17 protein-coding genes are annotated in these 17,015 nt (G+C 62.3%); all 17 read left to right on the top strand.

Annotated features, from left to right (window positions below; translation table 11 throughout):
- Positions 1 to 5: 5 nt before the first annotated feature.
- The 17 genes from B552_RS28090 (at position 6) to B552_RS27200 (ending at position 17,013) form a co-directional block, all read left to right on the top strand.
- Positions 6 to 923, top strand: coding sequence for a hypothetical protein (locus B552_RS28090; protein ID WP_157160194.1), 918 nt, complete (start codon positions 6 to 8; stop codon positions 921 to 923).
- Positions 920 to 2,098, top strand: a complete 1,179-nt coding sequence (locus tag B552_RS0105445) for a beta-ketoacyl synthase N-terminal-like domain-containing protein (protein ID WP_019448001.1) — start codon at positions 920 to 922, stop codon at positions 2,096 to 2,098. Before B552_RS28090 ends, B552_RS0105445 begins: the two co-directional genes overlap by 4 nt.
- Entirely contained in the window at positions 2,095 to 3,009 is a 915-nt protein-coding gene (locus B552_RS28085; RefSeq protein ID WP_019448000.1) for a beta-ketoacyl synthase N-terminal-like domain-containing protein, read from the top strand. Before B552_RS0105445 ends, B552_RS28085 begins: the two co-directional genes overlap by 4 nt.
- Before the next feature lie 28 nt (positions 3,010 to 3,037).
- Complete coding sequence (locus B552_RS0105435) at positions 3,038 to 3,289, top strand: acyl carrier protein (RefSeq protein ID WP_019447999.1); 252 nt, start codon at positions 3,038 to 3,040, stop codon at positions 3,287 to 3,289.
- A gap of 18 nt (positions 3,290 to 3,307) precedes the next feature.
- Positions 3,308 to 4,522: a beta-ketoacyl-[acyl-carrier-protein] synthase family protein gene (locus B552_RS0105430; protein ID WP_035879472.1), complete on the top strand. Its 1,215-nt coding sequence runs from the start codon at positions 3,308 to 3,310 to the stop codon at positions 4,520 to 4,522.
- Entirely contained in the window at positions 4,467 to 5,642 is a 1,176-nt protein-coding gene (locus tag B552_RS28080; RefSeq protein WP_237718170.1) for a beta-ketoacyl synthase N-terminal-like domain-containing protein, read from the top strand. Before B552_RS0105430 ends, B552_RS28080 begins: the two co-directional genes overlap by 56 nt.
- Positions 5,639 to 6,778 (top strand): beta-ketoacyl synthase N-terminal-like domain-containing protein, encoded by a 1,140-nt coding sequence (locus B552_RS0105420; protein ID WP_019447996.1) that lies wholly within the window; start codon positions 5,639 to 5,641, stop codon positions 6,776 to 6,778. The genes B552_RS28080 and B552_RS0105420 overlap by 4 nt, the downstream gene beginning before the upstream one ends.
- Entirely contained in the window at positions 6,775 to 7,788 is a 1,014-nt protein-coding gene (locus tag B552_RS27220; protein WP_019447995.1) for a beta-ketoacyl synthase N-terminal-like domain-containing protein, read from the top strand. The genes B552_RS0105420 and B552_RS27220 overlap by 4 nt, the downstream gene beginning before the upstream one ends.
- Positions 7,785 to 8,642, top strand: coding sequence for an alpha/beta hydrolase (locus tag B552_RS0105410; RefSeq protein ID WP_019447994.1), 858 nt, complete (start codon positions 7,785 to 7,787; stop codon positions 8,640 to 8,642). Before B552_RS27220 ends, B552_RS0105410 begins: the two co-directional genes overlap by 4 nt.
- Entirely contained in the window at positions 8,639 to 9,640 is a 1,002-nt protein-coding gene (locus tag B552_RS27215; protein WP_019447993.1) for a hypothetical protein, read from the top strand. Before B552_RS0105410 ends, B552_RS27215 begins: the two co-directional genes overlap by 4 nt.
- Positions 9,641 to 9,652: 12 nt before the next feature.
- Positions 9,653 to 10,348, top strand: coding sequence for a DsbA family protein (locus B552_RS0105400; protein ID WP_019447992.1), 696 nt, complete (start codon positions 9,653 to 9,655; stop codon positions 10,346 to 10,348).
- Between the two features lie 105 nt (positions 10,349 to 10,453).
- Positions 10,454 to 11,317 carry a hypothetical protein gene (locus tag B552_RS0105395; protein WP_019447991.1) on the top strand — a complete coding sequence of 288 codons (864 nt, stop codon included), beginning with the start codon at positions 10,454 to 10,456 and terminating at the stop codon, positions 11,315 to 11,317.
- Positions 11,318 to 11,382: 65 nt separating this feature from the next.
- Positions 11,383 to 12,387, top strand: a complete 1,005-nt coding sequence (locus B552_RS0105390; protein WP_162137614.1) for a 3-oxoacyl-[acyl-carrier-protein] synthase III C-terminal domain-containing protein — start codon at positions 11,383 to 11,385, stop codon at positions 12,385 to 12,387.
- Between the two features lie 15 nt (positions 12,388 to 12,402).
- Positions 12,403 to 12,654 carry a hypothetical protein gene (locus B552_RS0105385; RefSeq protein WP_019447989.1) on the top strand — a complete coding sequence of 84 codons (252 nt, stop codon included), beginning with the start codon at positions 12,403 to 12,405 and terminating at the stop codon, positions 12,652 to 12,654.
- 6 nt (positions 12,655 to 12,660) lie between these two features.
- Complete coding sequence (locus B552_RS27210; RefSeq protein ID WP_019447988.1) at positions 12,661 to 15,045, top strand: MMPL family transporter; 2,385 nt, start codon at positions 12,661 to 12,663, stop codon at positions 15,043 to 15,045.
- Positions 15,009 to 15,839 (top strand): outer membrane lipoprotein-sorting protein, encoded by an 831-nt coding sequence (locus B552_RS27205; protein WP_157160193.1) that lies wholly within the window; start codon positions 15,009 to 15,011, stop codon positions 15,837 to 15,839. The genes B552_RS27210 and B552_RS27205 overlap by 37 nt, the downstream gene beginning before the upstream one ends.
- A complete protein-coding gene (locus tag B552_RS27200; RefSeq protein ID WP_162137613.1) occupies positions 15,784 to 17,013 on the top strand; it encodes a hypothetical protein in 1,230 nt (409 codons plus the stop codon). The genes B552_RS27205 and B552_RS27200 overlap by 56 nt, the downstream gene beginning before the upstream one ends.
- Positions 17,014 to 17,015 lie beyond the last annotated feature (2 nt).

Here is a 17,015-nt window from a genome sequence, read left to right as displayed (position 1 = left end):
CCAGCATGGCAACCTTCTCCGCTCCCATCGCACGTGGAATTCGTTCATTCCGCTCGTGCACGCAATACGCACCGTGCGATTGGCAGTTCGTCTGGCAATTTGCCGCCGACGACGAGTGTTTTCGCGGACATTTCCCGGGCCACCCGGTACTGCCCGGCGTATTCCTGCTTGAAATGGCAATACGGGCGGCCGAGTACGCGCTGGAACAGGCTGCAATGCCGGGCCACCAGATCCGCAGCGTTTCAAGGCTGCGCTTCGTGAACCCCATCCTGCCCGGAGACACGTGCGTCCTGCGATTGCACTGGGAAGACCCCGAGCAAATTCAAATCGCCTTCACAAAGGCCGGCACCAACGTCGCGCATGGCGTGATCGGCATCGGCGAACCGGATCGAGGCGCGTTTCGGAAGCACACCGGCTCTGCACCGGCCATCGCCCGCGACGGTGTCCTTCCCGTTGAAGTGCTCCCGCATCGCTACCCCATGCTGCTGGTCGATGGCTTTGCCCTGGACAGATGCGACAAGGATCGCGCCACTGCCTACAAGAACGTCACCATCAACGAGCCCTGCTACCGCGACGCCGGACATGACACGGGCGCGGGCGAGTTGGCTTACCCACCGGCCTTGATCGTGGAATCGTTCGCACAGGGTGCCGGACTGCTGCTGTCCCGCAGAGGCTTCCTCGGCTCCGGGTCATCACAGCCATCGTTGATGTTGTTCGGAGAGTTCCGCGATATTCAGTTCGGCTCAAATGCGCTGCCAGGAGATCAACTGCGTCACGAGATCCAGCTCACGAGCGTTGGTCGCAATATCGCGCATCTGGCGGGAGTGTCGTGCGTCGAAGACCGGATCGTTGCCAGCTTCGGCTCACTGATGGCTTTCAGCATCTCCGCTGGTGCTGTGCCGCGCGGGGAGGTCTCCCGATGAATGGCACGCAGGAGATCCACATCGCGGGCGTGGGCGCCATCAGTGCTGCCGGCCAGAGCACCGCAGCCTTTTGGGAAGCACTGTTCGATCCACCCAACGGACCGGACCAAAACGCCATTCCCTTTCCACCCGCCCAGAGTAAGGCGTTGCGCCACGCCTACCGGATTCCGGCGTCCGCCGGGCAGGTCGATGACTTCGACGCGTTGGCGCGTGCTGCAATCGTTGAAGCGCTGCAGGACGCGCAGCTTCGCGGCATCGCCCCGCACCGCGGCATCACCGGACTGGCGCTCGGCACGGCTGCTGGCGATACGAGGACGGTCGAGCAGATGCGTGCCGATGGCATTGCATACGCGTTTGCCGGCAGCAATCCATACCGGACGATCTCCACACTGCCGGACACGCTGCCCGCGACAATCGACGGACCATGCTTCGTGAACGCCAACGCGTGCACGGCCGGGCTATACGCCGTCGCCCACGCTGCGCAGCTGCTTCTGGCAGGCCAGGCGGATACGATGATCGTGCTCGCGTTTGATTGTCTGTCTCGTGTCAGCCAGGCCGGCTTCCAGCGCATGAATGCGCTCGACCCCGATCGCTGCCGCCCATTCGACAAGCGGCGTCGCGGCACCGTTCTCGGCGAAGGCGCTGCAGCCGCGGTACTCATCCGGCGGCCTTCTGAGACATCGGAAGCGAACACCTATTGCCGCATATCCGGCATAGGTCTCAGTTGCGACGCCTATCACCCTACCGCACCTCACCCAGACGGCCGCGACATCGCACGCGCCATTGATCTGGCGCTGCGCAGCGCGCGGACATCACCTGACGAGATCGACTTCGTCGTCCCGCATGGAACAGGCACCGAGACCAACGATCGGATCGAGGCCGAGGCATTGGCCAACGTTTTCGGCGGCAATGCGGCGATACCACCGCTGCTGTCGATCAAGGCCCACATCGGTCACACCGCAGGAGCATCGGGGATGTTCTCGCTGCTCGCGGCCACTTACGCGCTGGCACGTCGTCAATTGCCGGCAGGCGGTCGGTGCGAGCAGCCTGATCCGGCGATTCCAATACGCATGACGGCGCCTCTGGCGCAGAAGCATTCGCTGCGCGCGCTCGTCCAGGCCAGCGCGTTCGGTGGCAACAACGTGGCGCTGGTTCTGCAGGGAGCCTCAGCGTGACCAACATCTATCTGGAATCGCATGGTGTGATCGCGCCCGGAATCTTGTCGGTTGAGGACATTCCGAAGACGACCAGCCGTCCCGCCTCAGCGCACACCGTCGATTGGTTCGAGGCGTCGCGCAATGCGCGCGCCGCTCGTCAGCGCTACTGGAGCGATAGCGCCCGCTACGCATTTGCCGCAGCGGCGTGCTGCACTACCGGGCCTGCAGACCGGCCCGAGCGGCTGGCCATCTGTCTTGGCACGTCTGTTGCCGACTACGCAGCACGCGACGACATGGACAGAACTGTGCTCACCGATGGCGGCGATGCGCTGAACGCTGTCAGCACGCCGAGTTTTTCCGCGAACATGGCTGCCACACGGGTGGCCGTCGCACTTCAGGCTCGCGCTTTCTGTTCCACGTTCACTTCGCCGTTCTTGTCGGGATTCGAGGCGTTATGGTTCGGCATACATGCGATTCGTGCCGGACATGCTGACAACGTCATCGCTATTGCAACCGAGGAAGCGCTCCCGATCGATACCGGCGACGACGTACTGCCAGGAGCCGTAGCACTGCGTCTGGCGAATGATGAATCAGCCTGGCCCTGCCGCCGTCTGGCAACGCTCTGCTGGGGCCGCGCGGCATCGCCTCGCGATCTTGGCCGGCGGCTCTTGCAAGGGCTCGGGCAATTCGCTGTAACGGCTTCCCCAACCGTCATCGTTATCGCAAACGCCCACGACGAATCTGCGGCGCCCCTTGTCCTCGCGTTGCCACGGGTACTCGGCACTAACGTCGAGGTGAGCACATGCACAGGCCCCGGCGCTCTGGCACCGATGCTTTCTGCGCTTCCCGCACTTCTAAGTGACGCACCAATTCTTCTCGTGGCCGTTCATGAGCGCCGATTCCTGGCGTTCGTCTGCGGCCGTTTTTGAAATTCTTCCGCCCAACCAGGAGCTCAACATGACTTCATCCGACCGCATCACGACCATCAAGCAAATCGTCGCCGAGATCCTCGAAATCGATCCAGCCGAAATGACGATGACGAGCTTGTTCAAGGAGGATCACGACGCAGACTCACTGCGCGCCATCGAGATTCTCGCCAGCCTTGAGAAAGCGTTCCGCCTGGAGATCAGGCAGGATGCCCTGGCACGGATGGTGAACCTGCAGGGCGTCTGCGAGGTGGTCGACGAAGCTGCGTCGAAGACGGCCTGACGCGTCACGGAGACCATCATGCGACGCGTCGTCATAACAGGCATGGGTGCCGTCAGCAGCATCGGCATGGGCGTCCAGGCCTTCGCCAAGGCACTACGCGCGGGTACGTGCGGCGTGTCGGATATTCGATCATTCGACACCACGGGATTCGCGAGTCACCGTGGCTGCGAAGTGCAGCAGTTCGTGCCGAGCGACTGGATCACGGGAATCGACCCAGCCACAATCGGAAGTAGCGCCCAGTTCGCGGTGGCAGCCGCCGGCATGGCTATTCGTGACAGCGGTATCAGCGCCGCACAGCTTGCGGATGGCCGCTGTGGCGTTTCGATCGGCACCACGGATGGTGAATCCCAGATCATCGACCAGCTGACGGAGCAGGCGGTGCGCGGAGGCTACGCCTCCATCGACACCGCCCTGGTCCGGCAGGTGCCATCGCATCACATCTCGTTTGCCATCGCTCGTGCGTTCAAGCTGCGCGGCGGCGTCATGACCATCCCCACGGCGTGCTCGGCCGGCAACTATGCCATCGGGTACGCGTACGACTGCATCGGCCTGGGCGACAGCGACGTCATGCTCTGCGGTGGCGCCGACTCGGTCTGCCGGAAGACGTTTGCGGGCTTCTACCGGCTAGGCGCCATTGCCCCATCTCTGTGCCAGCCGTTCGACAAGAACCGCAAGGGACTCCTTACCGGAGAAGGCGCAGGCGTGCTGCTGCTCGAGTCGCTTGACAGCGCGCTGGCCCGGGGCGCACGCATCTATGCCGAGGTGCTCGGCTATGGATTGACTTGCGATGCCGAGCACATGGTCGCGCCCAATCAGGACAGCATTGCACGGTGTATCCGGCTGGCCCATCGGAATGCAGGCGTGGACGCCAGCGAGATCGACTACATCTGCGCACACGGCACCGGCACGATTGCCAACGACATCACGGAATCGGGAGCAATTGCTGACGTATTCGGCCAGCACAAGCCACCGGTGTCGTCGATCAAATCAATGATTGGCCACACCATGGGGGCAGCGAGCGCACTGGCAAGCATTGCCTGCGCCGTTGCCATCGACTCGGGCTTCCTGCCCGCCACGATCAACCACGATACGACGGACGATCGCTGCGACGTCGACTGTGTGCCGAACCATTCCAGGCCCGCGAACCTGCGCATCGTGCAGAACAACGGCTTCGCATTTGGCGGCAACAACGCCATCACCATTTACGGGCGCCATGAAACAAGACACCACTGAACCGTATCCCGGCCCAACCCGGGCGCCTCGCCGCATCACCATCACTGGCTGGCAGTCCATCTCCGCCATGGGCGTGGGTGCCGATGCCTTGCGCCATCATGGCCAGCCGATTCCACAGATGCCGGCACCCGAGGGGGACTACCCGGCAGACGTCAGGTATCGCGCCGCCAACCTCGATCTGGCCGGGCTGATCGGCGAGAAGGGGATTCGCAACATCGACCGCATCACCGGGCTTGCACTCGGCACAGCGCAGCTGCTGCGCGGCGATCTCGGACCGTATTCCGGCGATCCAGCGGAACGCGTCGGATTTGTCATCGGCACCAGCACGGGAAGCATCCGAAGTTCCAGCGACTTTACGCGCGATTCACTCGTGCAGGACCGGCCCTTCCGCGTCAATCCGGCCCGGTTTCCCAACACCGTCATGAATTGCGCGGCGGGTCAGTGCGCCATTCGATTCAAGGCCCGTGGGGTCAATGCCACCATTGCCGGCGGCAGGCTGTCCGGCCTGCTGGCGCTGCACTACGCTTCGCAGATACTCCGCCGTGGTTACGCCGACTGCCTGCTTACCGGTGCGGTGGAGGAGATGAGCCCACAGATGGCCTGGGCGCATCGTGCCTTGATGCACCAGGGAAAACGTAACGATGTGGCGCTTGGCGAAGGCTGCGGCATGTTCGTACTCGAACCACGAGTGACCGATGGTTTCGAGATTGCCGCATTGTGCTATCGGCACTATTACGACCCCGCTACGGGCGATCCCCGGCAAGGTGCTCTCGACTGTATCCGGGACGCACTGCAACAGGCCGGAATGGATTCTGGCGACCTGACCGACTGCTGCCTGTGCGGTGGCGCCGAACCCCTTGCTGCGGATAACGAGCGGCGTGCGGTGGATGCCCTGCGCGCACCCGGTCTCACGGTCCACGACACCATTCTGAGCGAGCAGTTCGGCGACACGTACAGCGCCACATTCGCGCTTGCCCTCTGCCACCTGCTCTCGCATCTGGAAGCACGGGCACACGACATCGCTTCGCCCGCTGGAATGGTTCTGGCCACCACCGAAACCGGCCACGTCGGCTGCATGATCGTGCGCAAGGTGGGCCCGCACTCTGGGGAATCGCGATGACCTGCGTGATTACCGGCTCCGCCATGACGACCAGCGTTGGCGCCGACAAGGCCGCGTGCTTCGAAGGCCTCTGCTCCGGACGCTCCGGCCGCAAGGCGCTGCAATCGTTCACCTCCACTCACTTCAACGTCCAGCATGCCTACGAGATCGCCGACCGACCGGACGGCATCGACCGCCCGCTGCGGGCGTCCTCCCTGTTGTGCAAGGCCATCGCGTCAGCGGTACATGAAGCGCGCCTGCCGGAGAACAGCCGCGCGGTCATAGTCGTGGGCACCGGCTTGCGCGAGCTACGCAGCCTGGAACTGTTCTGGACCGACGGCCTGCCCATGTCGATCGACCAGTTGCATTTCGAAGCGGCTGTACAACAGCATCTGGGGGTCGATTACCCCGTCGTCACTCTCGCAAATGCCTGTTCGGCCTCGAATTTTGCATTGGCCGTGGCCGAGGACTTCCTGCGTGACGGCGCGTTCGACTATGCCATCGTCGGTGGTTGCGACACCGTTACGAAAAGCATGTTCGGGCTTCTCGATCACGTGAATCCCGTTCGACCTGATGCTGTGCGGCCGTTCGATCGAGACCGGCAAGGCGTGCTGATGGGCGACGGCGCCGCCGCCGTGGTGCTGGAGCGTCAAGACGGCGCATTGGCACGCGGTGCGAAAGTGCTGGCCACGCTGCGCGGCGTGGGCACCAGTTGCGATGCCTGGCACGAGACCGCGCCCGACGCGGCCGGAATCATGCGCGCGATGCAGGATGCCTACCAGCGAGCAGCTGTCTCGCCGCATGACATCGATATCGTCATGGCTCACGGAACGGGCACCCAGTTGAATGACAAGGCCGAGGCGGTCGCCATGCAGCAGGTCATGCAAGAGATGGCCTCTCATCCGCGAATCTCCGCAATCAAGTCGATGACCGGACACACCTCCGGCGCGTCGGGGCTGGTGGGCGTGGTCACGGCCATCGAAGCGCTCGACAGCGGGCTTCTGCCACCCACCATCGGCCTGGAACACCTGATGCCAGAGGCCAGGTCGATGAATATCGTCAATGAAAGTGTCCCCATCAACGCGGAGCTGGCGCAGGTCAACGCGTTCGGCTTTGGTGGTGTGAACGCTGTTGCCATCCTGGAGCGAGGATCATGATCCAGTCCAAGCCTTCGGTAGTCGTCACCGGCGCGGGCTGGGAGATTCCTGCCTTTCATGGTCACGCCACGCTCTCCGACGCACTGGCCGCCGGGCCCGCGTCGGAGGCTCTGTTCGATCCCGCGCTGCAGCTTGGAAAAAAGGGCCTCCGCTACAAGGAGCGCGCCACGCTGCTTGCACTTTGCGCATGCAGCCAAGCACTCGCCGATGCCGGCTTTTCCGACGCATCAGGCCAACCGCTGGGCGATGCCGAGTTTGGCGTTGTCGTGGCCACGAACACCTGCAACCTGGATACCGTCTGCCGCGCCGCGGAGATCATTCGCCGCGAGCACGTCAATGCCACCAGCGTGATGGACCTTCCCAATGCATCGAGCAACGTGGTGTCTGCCGCCATTGCCATTCGCTTTGGCCTGGGTGCCATCAACCTGACAGTCTGCTCGGGCGCTTCTGCGGCAATCGACGCACTGGTTCTGGCCTCCAATGCCATCCGCAACGGGCGCGCCAGACGCATGCTCGTGGTAGCCGTGGAAACAGACGGGCCTGCCGTGCGCAGCCTTCTCGCCGGACAACGATCGGTTAATGACGAAGGGGATGCCGCCGTGCTCGATTCTGCGGCAGCGGTGGTTCTCGAGGGCACCTCCGGCGACGCGTCGCGCGGCGTGGCCAGAATGGGCGACTACGCCTTTGGCCGCGCAGATTCGAGCGGAACTCCCGATCTGCATGGCCTGCTGGCCAGGCTTTCGCCCAAGCGAAGCTACGTATCGCGCAGCCATCTGCATCGGACGAACATGCCGGCGTGGCTTGAGCCGGAGCATATGTCGATCGACATGGGCCCGCTCACCGACCGAACATACGGCTGCAGCCCGCTTCTGGCGCTGGTTCACCATTGCGAACAGGCGCGAGCCGGCACACCAAGCGCCCGAAGCGGGGCGATGATAGTCAGTGGGCCGGGCTGGGGCGATGGACGTTGCAGCGCCATGGCCATCGAGCCACAGGGCATCGCGTCATGACTGCGGAATCCACGCGCATAGACGGCTACACGCTCGACTTCCACGCCTGCGGCCCGGTCGATGCCCCCCAGGTGGTGTTCGTACACGGCATGATGGAATCCGTCGACGTCTGGCACCCACTTGTTCAGCAACTCTCGGCGCGCTACCGATGTATCGCACTGGCCATGCCTTGGAACGGCCAGCAAGACGGCTTGTGGGGAAGCGTTCTGGCGCCAGAGCAATGGCTTTCCGAAGGCGTAAGGCGCTTCGACATCCAGCCCGATGCCTGGATCGCCCATTCATTCGGTGCAAGCACGCTCGTGAGCCTGCTTGCAAAGGATCGAACGTTTCCCGGAGCGACGGCACCCGCCTCCCTGATATCGCCGTTCTACGCACCATCGCGCCGTGGCGTTACCTGGCACTTGCTAAAGCGCTACATCGACGAGTTCCCCGCGTTCGTCGAGCAGAGCATCCTCGCTCGCACTTCGAGGACGCTGTCGCCCGACGTGCTCACCCGAATGACAAGAGCCGCGTGCGAGAGCTTCGGCAGCCATGCCTGGATCGAGTTCTGGCGGCTGTTCTCGTCAATGCCATTCCTTTCGCTGCACCCCATACGGCAGCAGGCACTTGTCATCACCGGCGCCGATGACCTTTGCTCCCGGCTGTCCGACGTCACGAAACTGGCCACCGACCTTCCCGCCGCCACGCTCGACGTAGTCCAGGACGCGGGGCATTTCCTGATCAGCAGCCGTCGCCAGGCAATCGTCGAGAAGACCGAGCAGTTCCTGGCCGCTCATTGCCCAACGCCAACCGGCCTCTGCGCCGCGCGCGGTACCGGCACCGAACCATCCCATTTCATGGAGGTAACCCTATGACTCAGCAAACTCCGGCAAACGCGACCTTCAACCGTACGCGCACGCAGATCAAGCCGCGCTTCGAGGGGTGCAACATCTGCGCCTGGATTGGCTTCAAGCACGTCATGTACTGTGTAGAGGAAGCTGTTCTTGAACACTTCCGCGCGCACGATATGGGCCCGCGCCAGTTGTACGAGCAGAAGGGTCTGTGCCTGGAGATCGTTGATTCAAGCGTGCGCATCCTGCATGCATTGCACATTGATGACCTGGTAGACATCGAGGTCGAGCCGGATGCCAAGGCTCCCCCCGGTGCGCTCAGGGTTGCCGTTACCGTGACGGTGCCGCGCGAAGGCAAGCCACTCAAGGCCGTGACCGGGACCGTGGATGTCGTCTTCCGCCTCGATGACAGCGTCGTCACCGCTCAACCTGCAGCGGGTGACCCACAGCTGGCGCCATACACCTGTTCGCGTATCGTGCGCGGCCAGCCTCGCAACATTCCAGATGCCGGTCTGGCAACCGCACGGCAACCCGGCGCGATACCGCCAGATGTGCGACACGCCCTGGCCCCTGACAACGCCAACTGCTTCGTCTGGCAATGGCGGGTTCCCTACTTCTACTGTCATTACAACGACCGGCTCCAGCACTCGGGCTACCTGCGGCTGATGGAGGAAGTGCTCGATCTCTTCGTGGCCGAGCGAGGCATCTCCATCCGTACATTGCTGACCAAGAAACGGTGGATTCCCGTGGTGCCACAGGCCAGCCTGCAGATCCTGCAGGAAGCCATGATGGAGGAGACGCTCTACACGGTCTTCACGGTGGAAGACATCTTCAAGGACACCACTTACCGGTCGCGCATGGACTGCTACGTGGAGCGCAACGGCGAACTGGTTCACACGGCTACCGGAGTCATCACCCACGGCTACGCCGCCGTGGATGGCCGTCGCGACTGGTCGCTGGTGACGTTTGATGAGGAGGTTTCGAACGCGCTGCGCGCCGGCGGCCGTCAGGCAGCAGGCTAAGGAGGGCAAGCCGTGCGAGCCACTCCAGTCTTCTACTTTTCGCTGCGCAGTCCCTACTCGTGGCTGGCGCTGCATGATCTGCGGCAAGCAGATCCCAAGCTCCTCGCCCAACTGCGTCTGGTGCCATTCTGGGAGCCGGACGCCGAGTACCAGGCTCAGCTTGGCCAGTCGGGCCAGGCCTTCCTCTACAGCACGATGTCGCGCGAGAAGCATCTCTACATCCTCAGGGATGTCGCGCGGCTGGCGGCCAGGCGCGGGCTGCGCCCCACCTGGCCGCTAGACGCTTCGCCGAACTGGGAGGTACCACATCTGGCCTGGGTGCTCGCCGATGCGGCAGGAAAGGGGCTGGACTTTCTCGTGCGGGCAACGCATGCGCGCTGGCATGAAGGGCTGGATATCTGCGATCCGGAGATAGTTGCCCGAATTGCCTCGGAACTCGGGCTCGACCCCGATTCACTTGCCGGCGCGCAAACCAACGCTGCGGCGCGCGAGTCAGGCCTTGCACACCTGAAATCCTGCATAGATGCGGGCGTGTTTGGCGTGCCGTACTTCACCGTCGGCCGGAACGCATTCTGGGGGATCGACCGCCTGAACGAGTTCCTTGCCGCCATCAACGAAACACCGCGCCTCACTGGCGCCACCGACATGCGCACCGGTAACGCCCCACGCGCATCCACCATATTCGACCATGCCGGAGGCTGCGGCTAGGAGCCCTCATGGCCGTGAAGCCTCCATTTGCGTGTGGCCGCCCTACACCGGTCCGTTGGCTTCGCGTCGATCAACTCGGAAGGAACTCGTGCCGGTATCGATGACATGACCAGACTCGCAGACATTTCGCAACAACCTCAGGACGCCACGTCGCACGAAACGCTGTACGTGAGCGGTGGCGACCTATTTTCGCTGGGACACTACCCTGGCAATCCGATTTATCCCGGCGTGCTGCTACTGGACCATCTGCTCCAGCTTTCGGTCAAGCTGACCAGTCGCACCCTTGGCATGGCCGCCAGCGCCAAGGCCGTCGATCGCATTCAGTTTCTGGCCCCTGTACTGCCCGGTGACGTGGTGAGTCTCGACGCATCCATCAAGGCCATGGATGCGGGTTCGGCAACCGTCACGGCAACCGCCAGCGTTCGCGGAGAGATCCACGCCAGGGCGACCATTACCTGCGGATGTACCCCACCCGCCGCTGAGCCTTTGCCGAGCCTGGACATGCCAGACGCAGCGCAAGCGCTGTCGCATCGCGATATTGCCCGTGTACTGCCGCACCGCTATCCATTTCTTCTGCTCGACAGGATTCACACCTACAGGGCAGGCGCCAGTATCCGCGCAAGCAAAGTCATTCACCGCGACTCGCCGCTGCTGGGACGCAATGCGCCCGCCAACTATCCGTCCGGGCTTGCCATCGAATCTCTCGGACAGGCGGGCATCGCGCTCTGCTTCCTGAGCAGGAGCGATGTCTCGCCGGCGGACATCCTGCTAGGCGCCATCAGCGGCGTAGAACTGCTCCGCCCCATTCCGTTCGACACCGTGCTGACACTCGAAGGGCGGATCGAGCGGCTTCTGGACAACGCCATGGTGCTCAGCGGTGCGGTACTCGTCGGACAGGAACCCGTCATTCGTGTGGGCAACCTGGTGGCGATGATCGACCAGCGGCACGCGCCAAATTCCAACACCTGAATATTGCAACCGGAGAAACGTCAATGCGTATCGATGGCATTTCGTTCATTCCTGCCTCGCGCAAGATGACCAACTCGGACATCCTTGAGGAGATTCGTCAGCTGAGCGAACCCGGCTTCAAGGGCGATCTGCAGCAGGCACTCAACTATATTCAGTGGATGCTGGAGGAGATCGGCTCCCGCACGCGCTATTGGTTCAGCGAAGGCGAACGGCCACTGGAACCCATGCTGAAAGCCTGCAATGAGGCGCTTGAACAGGCAGGGTGCCGCCCAAACGACGTGGATCTGCTGATCTACGCCGGCAACTGCCGAGGCTTCATGGAACCAGCCGATGCTTACTTCATCGCCCATGCCCTTGGAATGAATAACGTCCACTGCTTTGACATCCTTGACGCATGCATGGCCTGGACACGCGCCTGCGATGTCACGCAAGGTTTCTTCCAGAGTGGCCGCTACCGTACTGCGCTGATCGTGAACGCGGAATCGTTCTACCTTCCGGGAGGCGTGGCTTACCCAAGCAACTTCACCCTGGAAAGCACGCGCGACATTGCCTACTGTTTCTCGGCTTACTGCGGCGGCGATGGCACCACTGCCACATTGCTGCGTGCTGATCCGGATCGCCCCTGGACGTTCAATTACCTGTCTGACAAGGGCACTGCAGATCTGTGCACCATCCCGTTGGCAGGCCATGCCGGGCGTGCCATGCCAAGCGAACGCATCGGCCTGAATGGGCTTGGCGCCTTCACGTCGTTCAGCTCCCAGGTGTTCAATCACGCCCATCCATTCATGGTGGACGTGCTCCGCAAGCTTGAGCCGTTTCGCGACAGCATTCGCCATGTGTTTGCACACACCGGCGGCTCCGTGCCCATCATCCAGTCGTGGGCAGAGGAAGCAGGTTTCGGCGACTGCGTGCGCTTCATTTACCCCGAGTACGGCAATCTTGGCGCCGCCTCCATCCCGGCTTCCATCGCCCTGCATGCACAGGATGGATCGCTTTCGCGCGGCGAACGATTCGGGTTCTGGATGGGTAGTTCCGGCATGTCAGTCGCATCCGCGTCGCTTGTCTACTAAGCCCCGGGGACTGTCATGTTGCACACCATCTTCACGATCAGCTTTTCCCATCGCGAGACGCGCTACTACCGTGAGATTCAGGGTGGCAGCAATTACAAGGCCGGCATCGCGCTGGCCTACTACATGCGCACCCATGGCGTGTACATGCCAGAACTGCATTTCCTGGCCTTGAGCCACGCCCATAGCCTTGCCGATCTCGAACACGTATGCGATGCCTTCAGGCAGTCACTGACAGAGATGAGGCGGAACGGGTTCTTCCTTGATTGAGCGGCTATGGCACAAACCAATTGCATCGAACGTGAAGTGCGTGGTGGTCGCTGGTCGGAAGGCTACGCGGCCTGGCTGATACGTCACCGTTGGCTGGTGCTGGTGATGTCGACGCTGCTATGCGTCGCGACCGCGACCGGACTCAGCCGTCTGGGCTTCAGCAGTGATTACCGTGACTTCTTTCAGCCCGACGATCCACAACTGCTGGCACACGAAGCGCTGCGTAGCGCGTATTCGGATGATTTCGACGCGCTGGTTGCCTTTGTGCCGGCTGATGGCACAGTCTTCTCGAAGCAAGCGCTGGCAGCCATCGCGCAGTTCACGGAGAAGGCGTGGGAACTGCCGCACGCACGACGCGTCGACAGCCTGACGAACTATCAGCACGCAGAAGCGGATGAGGATCTTCTGCGCGTCCGCCCGCTCTATCAGTCTCAAGCCGCCGAAAAGGCCGAAGGCGTCGAAAGAGTGCGCGCGATCGCGTTGAGCGAGTCGGCCCTGGTTGGCAGGCTGGTTTCACCGGATGGCGCCGTGGCCGGCGTGAGCATCAACTTCACGCTCCCCGCCCCCACCGAAGTCAGCACGCCGGAATCGGTGCATGCATTGCGCAGGTTGATCGAGACACATCGCGCAGAGTTTCCGGAGATACGGGTTCTGGCCAGCGGCGGCATTCTGCTGGATACCGCTTTCGAAGAGCAAGCGCAGGGCGATCTCGAGACCCTTATTCCCATGATGTATGGGCTCATTCTGATCGTCATGTTCATAGCGCTGCGGAGCGCGATGGGTGTGCTGGCGGCATTGCTGGTGATGACCCTGTCGATCCTCGCGTCCCTCGGCGTGACGGGTTGGCTTGGCCTCAAGCTCACCGCGGTGTCGGTTTCCGCGCCAACCATCCTGACCACCATCGCCGTTGCAAGCTGTCTGCATATCATTGTCTACGCAAGCAGACGCATGGCGGCGGGCATTCAGCGACTCGATGCCGTACGTGAGTCAGTGGCCGTCAACATGCCGATCGTTGCGATGGCTTGCGGTACGGATGCACTCGGCTTCTTCAGCATGTGTCTGTCGGACGTGCCGCCGATTGCCGCCTTCGGTGTGATACTTGGAGTCGGGGCGCTGGCAGTCTTTGTCTTCACGACGACTTTTCTACCCGCCTGCCTTGCACTGCTGCCTCTGAAAGGCAGCCGCGCGCTGTTGCGGCAGGGCAATGCACTGGGCAGACTGGCGGCCGCGCTGGTGGATTGGCGACGATCCATTTTTGTCTGCGTTTCAGTGCTGGCAATACTCGGCGCCTGGTTCACTTCGCGCAATCAACTCGAAGACAACTTCGTCGAATACTTCAGCCCGGCCGTTGAGTTCCGGCGTGACACCGATTTCATCAATGCGCACCTGACCGGCGTGCACACCGTGTACTACTCGGTACCGGCACCGGCCGGGACGACGGTTGCCTCGGCCAGCTACTTGCAGGCGCTGGATCGTTTCGCCACCTGGCTGCGGGCCCAGCCGGAAGTTCACCATGTCGATGCGCTATCCGACATCGTGAAGCGGATCCACCGCACCATCGAGAACGATTCACCGAGTGCTTACCGCATTCCCGATGACGACTTGCAGGCGGCGCAGATGTTGCTGCTTTTCGAGATGTCGTTGCCTCCCGGACTGGATCTCAACGATCAGATCCGGGTTGATCGATCCGCCAGCAAACTCACGGTCGTGTTGGGCAACATCACATCCGTCGCGCTGGTGGACTTCGACCGCCGGGTGCACGACTGGATGGGCACAAACCTGCTGCCGGGCATGGCGACGTATGGCACGGGCCCGTCGATGATGTTTTCGCGCATTGGGGAATTGAACGTCGCCGGGACCCTGAAAGGCTACGTGCTTCAGATCCTTCTGATCTCGCTGGTGATCGGCGTGGCCATGCGCAGCGTGCGCCTTGGCTTGGCCAGCCTTCTTCCCAATGTTCTGCCGTCTCTGCTGGCGTTCGGAATCTGGGGGGCGATGGTCGGACATGTGGGGTTGTCCGTCGCCGTGGTTGGCGTGCTGACCTACGGGATCATCGTCGACGACACGATTCACAGCGTCTACAAGTACCACATCGCGCGCACCAGACATGGGCTGGGGTCGAGGGCGGCGATCGAGTACGCGTACAGCAACTCGGGAATCGCGCTGGTTCTCACGACGGCCGTATTGGTGACAGGTTTCGGCGTGCTTACCTTCTCGCATTTTGATCTCAATGCGGATCTGGGAATGATGTCTATGTTTACCATCGGCATGGCCGGGCTGATCGATCTCGTACTGCTTCCGCCGTTGCTCTACGTGATGGATCGACGCACTACAGGCGAAACGCCGCACACACCGTGCTCAACCATGACCGAGGGGAAGTTGTCATCATGATCAGACGGATTCCACAGCTTGCCATTCTGCTTTGCCTGTTCACTGCCCCCTTCGCCAGTGCGGGGCCGACCGACGCGGAAACCCGCGGCGAGGCGATCGCGGCGGACGTATATGCCCGCGAGCGTGGCTTTGAGAGCTACAGAATGGACATGGAGATGATCCTGCGTGACCGGCAAGGTCAGGAAAGCGTGCGAAGGATGCAAGGTACGGTGCTCGAAGTGAGCGGTGACGGAGACAAGCACCTGATCGTGTTCCAGGCACCCGCCGATATCAAGCACACGGCTTTCCTGACCTTCTCTCACGCAGACAAACCCGACGACCAGTGGCTTTACCTGCCTTCGCTCAAGCGCACGCGGCGCATTGCTTCTGACAGCAAGTCAGGATCTTTCCTGGGAAGCGAGTTTTCGTTCGAGGACCTCACATCCCAGCTGCCGCGCAAGTTCAGCCACACGTACATTGCCGAGGAGACCGTGGCCGATCGGACGACCTTCAAGCTGGAGCGAGTACCTCGGTACGAGGGCTCTGGCTATACCCGCCAGCTACTCTGGATCGACAAGGAACGACTGGTCACTCTGAAGACGGAGTTCTACGACCGTCGCGGCGCGCTTCAGAAAACCCTGGAGACGGGTGGGTATGAACGCTACGAGGGCGGGCTGCTGAAACCTGCCTGGATGACGATGCAGAACCACCAGACCGGGAAATCCACGCGCATCAACATGAGCGGCTACAAGTTCCGCGATGCCGGCATCAGTCGCCAGGATTTCCTTCCGCAACGGCTGGAGTATGTGCGCTAACGAATGGTTCGGTGCACGCTGGCTCGCCGCAGTGGGAATGGGTGTGCAGTGCGCCAGTATCGAAGCCATGCCGGTCATCGAAACAACCGGAAGCGTTGGGATTGAAGCGCGGCTATTCAACCGGCCGCCTGTGTTTCCCGAGCAGCGCCGGCATGCCGGCGCGTTGGTACTGAACCCCGGCTGGATCGCGTCATTTCCGTCAAACCCCGGGTTGTCGGCGCGGCTGACGGTTTATGCACGTCTGGACACCGCGGATTCAGCGATGCGCTATTTCGACCTTCGAGAGGCCACCATGCGCTTTCAGGATGGCGACAACCTCTGGCAGGCGGGTATGGAGACCGTTGACTGGAGCGTGATGGAGTCCAGCCACCCCGTCAACATCATCAACCAGCTCGACCCTCGGGCCGATGTCGATCTCGAGGCGAAGCTTGGGCAACCGATGCTGTCCTATACACGCTTCAGCTCCACGTACGGACGTTTTTCCGCGTACTGGATGCCATGGTTCCGTCCTCGACCGCTGTTGGGCGCCGGTAGCCGTCAGCGTGTCGGCCCAGTGGCACCAGAGCCGGCCCCGCATGGCCTGGCGCCGTGGTTGCGTACCGACGACATGGCCGTTCGCTGGTCAGGTACGGTTGGCAATGCCGACTTCAGCGCCTATGTCTTCAACGGTATGTCTCGTGAGCCGGATTATTCAGCGGACCTGACGACCAGCTACCGGCGTATCCGCCAACTGGGGCTGACCGCGCAATTGCCGGTGGGCAACATGCTATGGAAGGGCGAGGCGATTTATCGCCGTGGTCAGGGTCGCCCGTTCTGGTCGTGGATTGCTGGCGGCGAATACACGATTAACCAGTCGAGCTCGGATATCTCTCTGCTGCTCGAATTGCTGAATGACGATCGCGACAGCAGCGCGCCGCCCGCCCTCTACAAGCAGGCGATCTTCGGCGGCGTGCGGCTGCGTTTCAACGAGTCCGGGGACGCCGAGCTCCTGTACGGCATCCTGCATGACCGAGCCAGCCAGGTGCTGATGCACCGGCTTGAGTTCAGCCGGCGTTTTGGGCAATCCGTTCGACTCTCCCTCGAGGCTCGCAAGGCTTCCTGCGGCGCCAATAGTCCGTTCGCACCGATCTGCCAGGACAGCGCGGTTCAGGTCAATCTCAGTCACAGCTTCTGAAT

Source organism: Cupriavidus sp. BIS7 (assembly GCF_000292345.1).
Classification (GTDB): domain Bacteria; phylum Pseudomonadota; class Gammaproteobacteria; order Burkholderiales; family Burkholderiaceae; genus Cupriavidus.
Note: the sequence above shows the minus strand (reverse complement) of the source record. Positions and strands in the feature narration are given on the sequence as shown.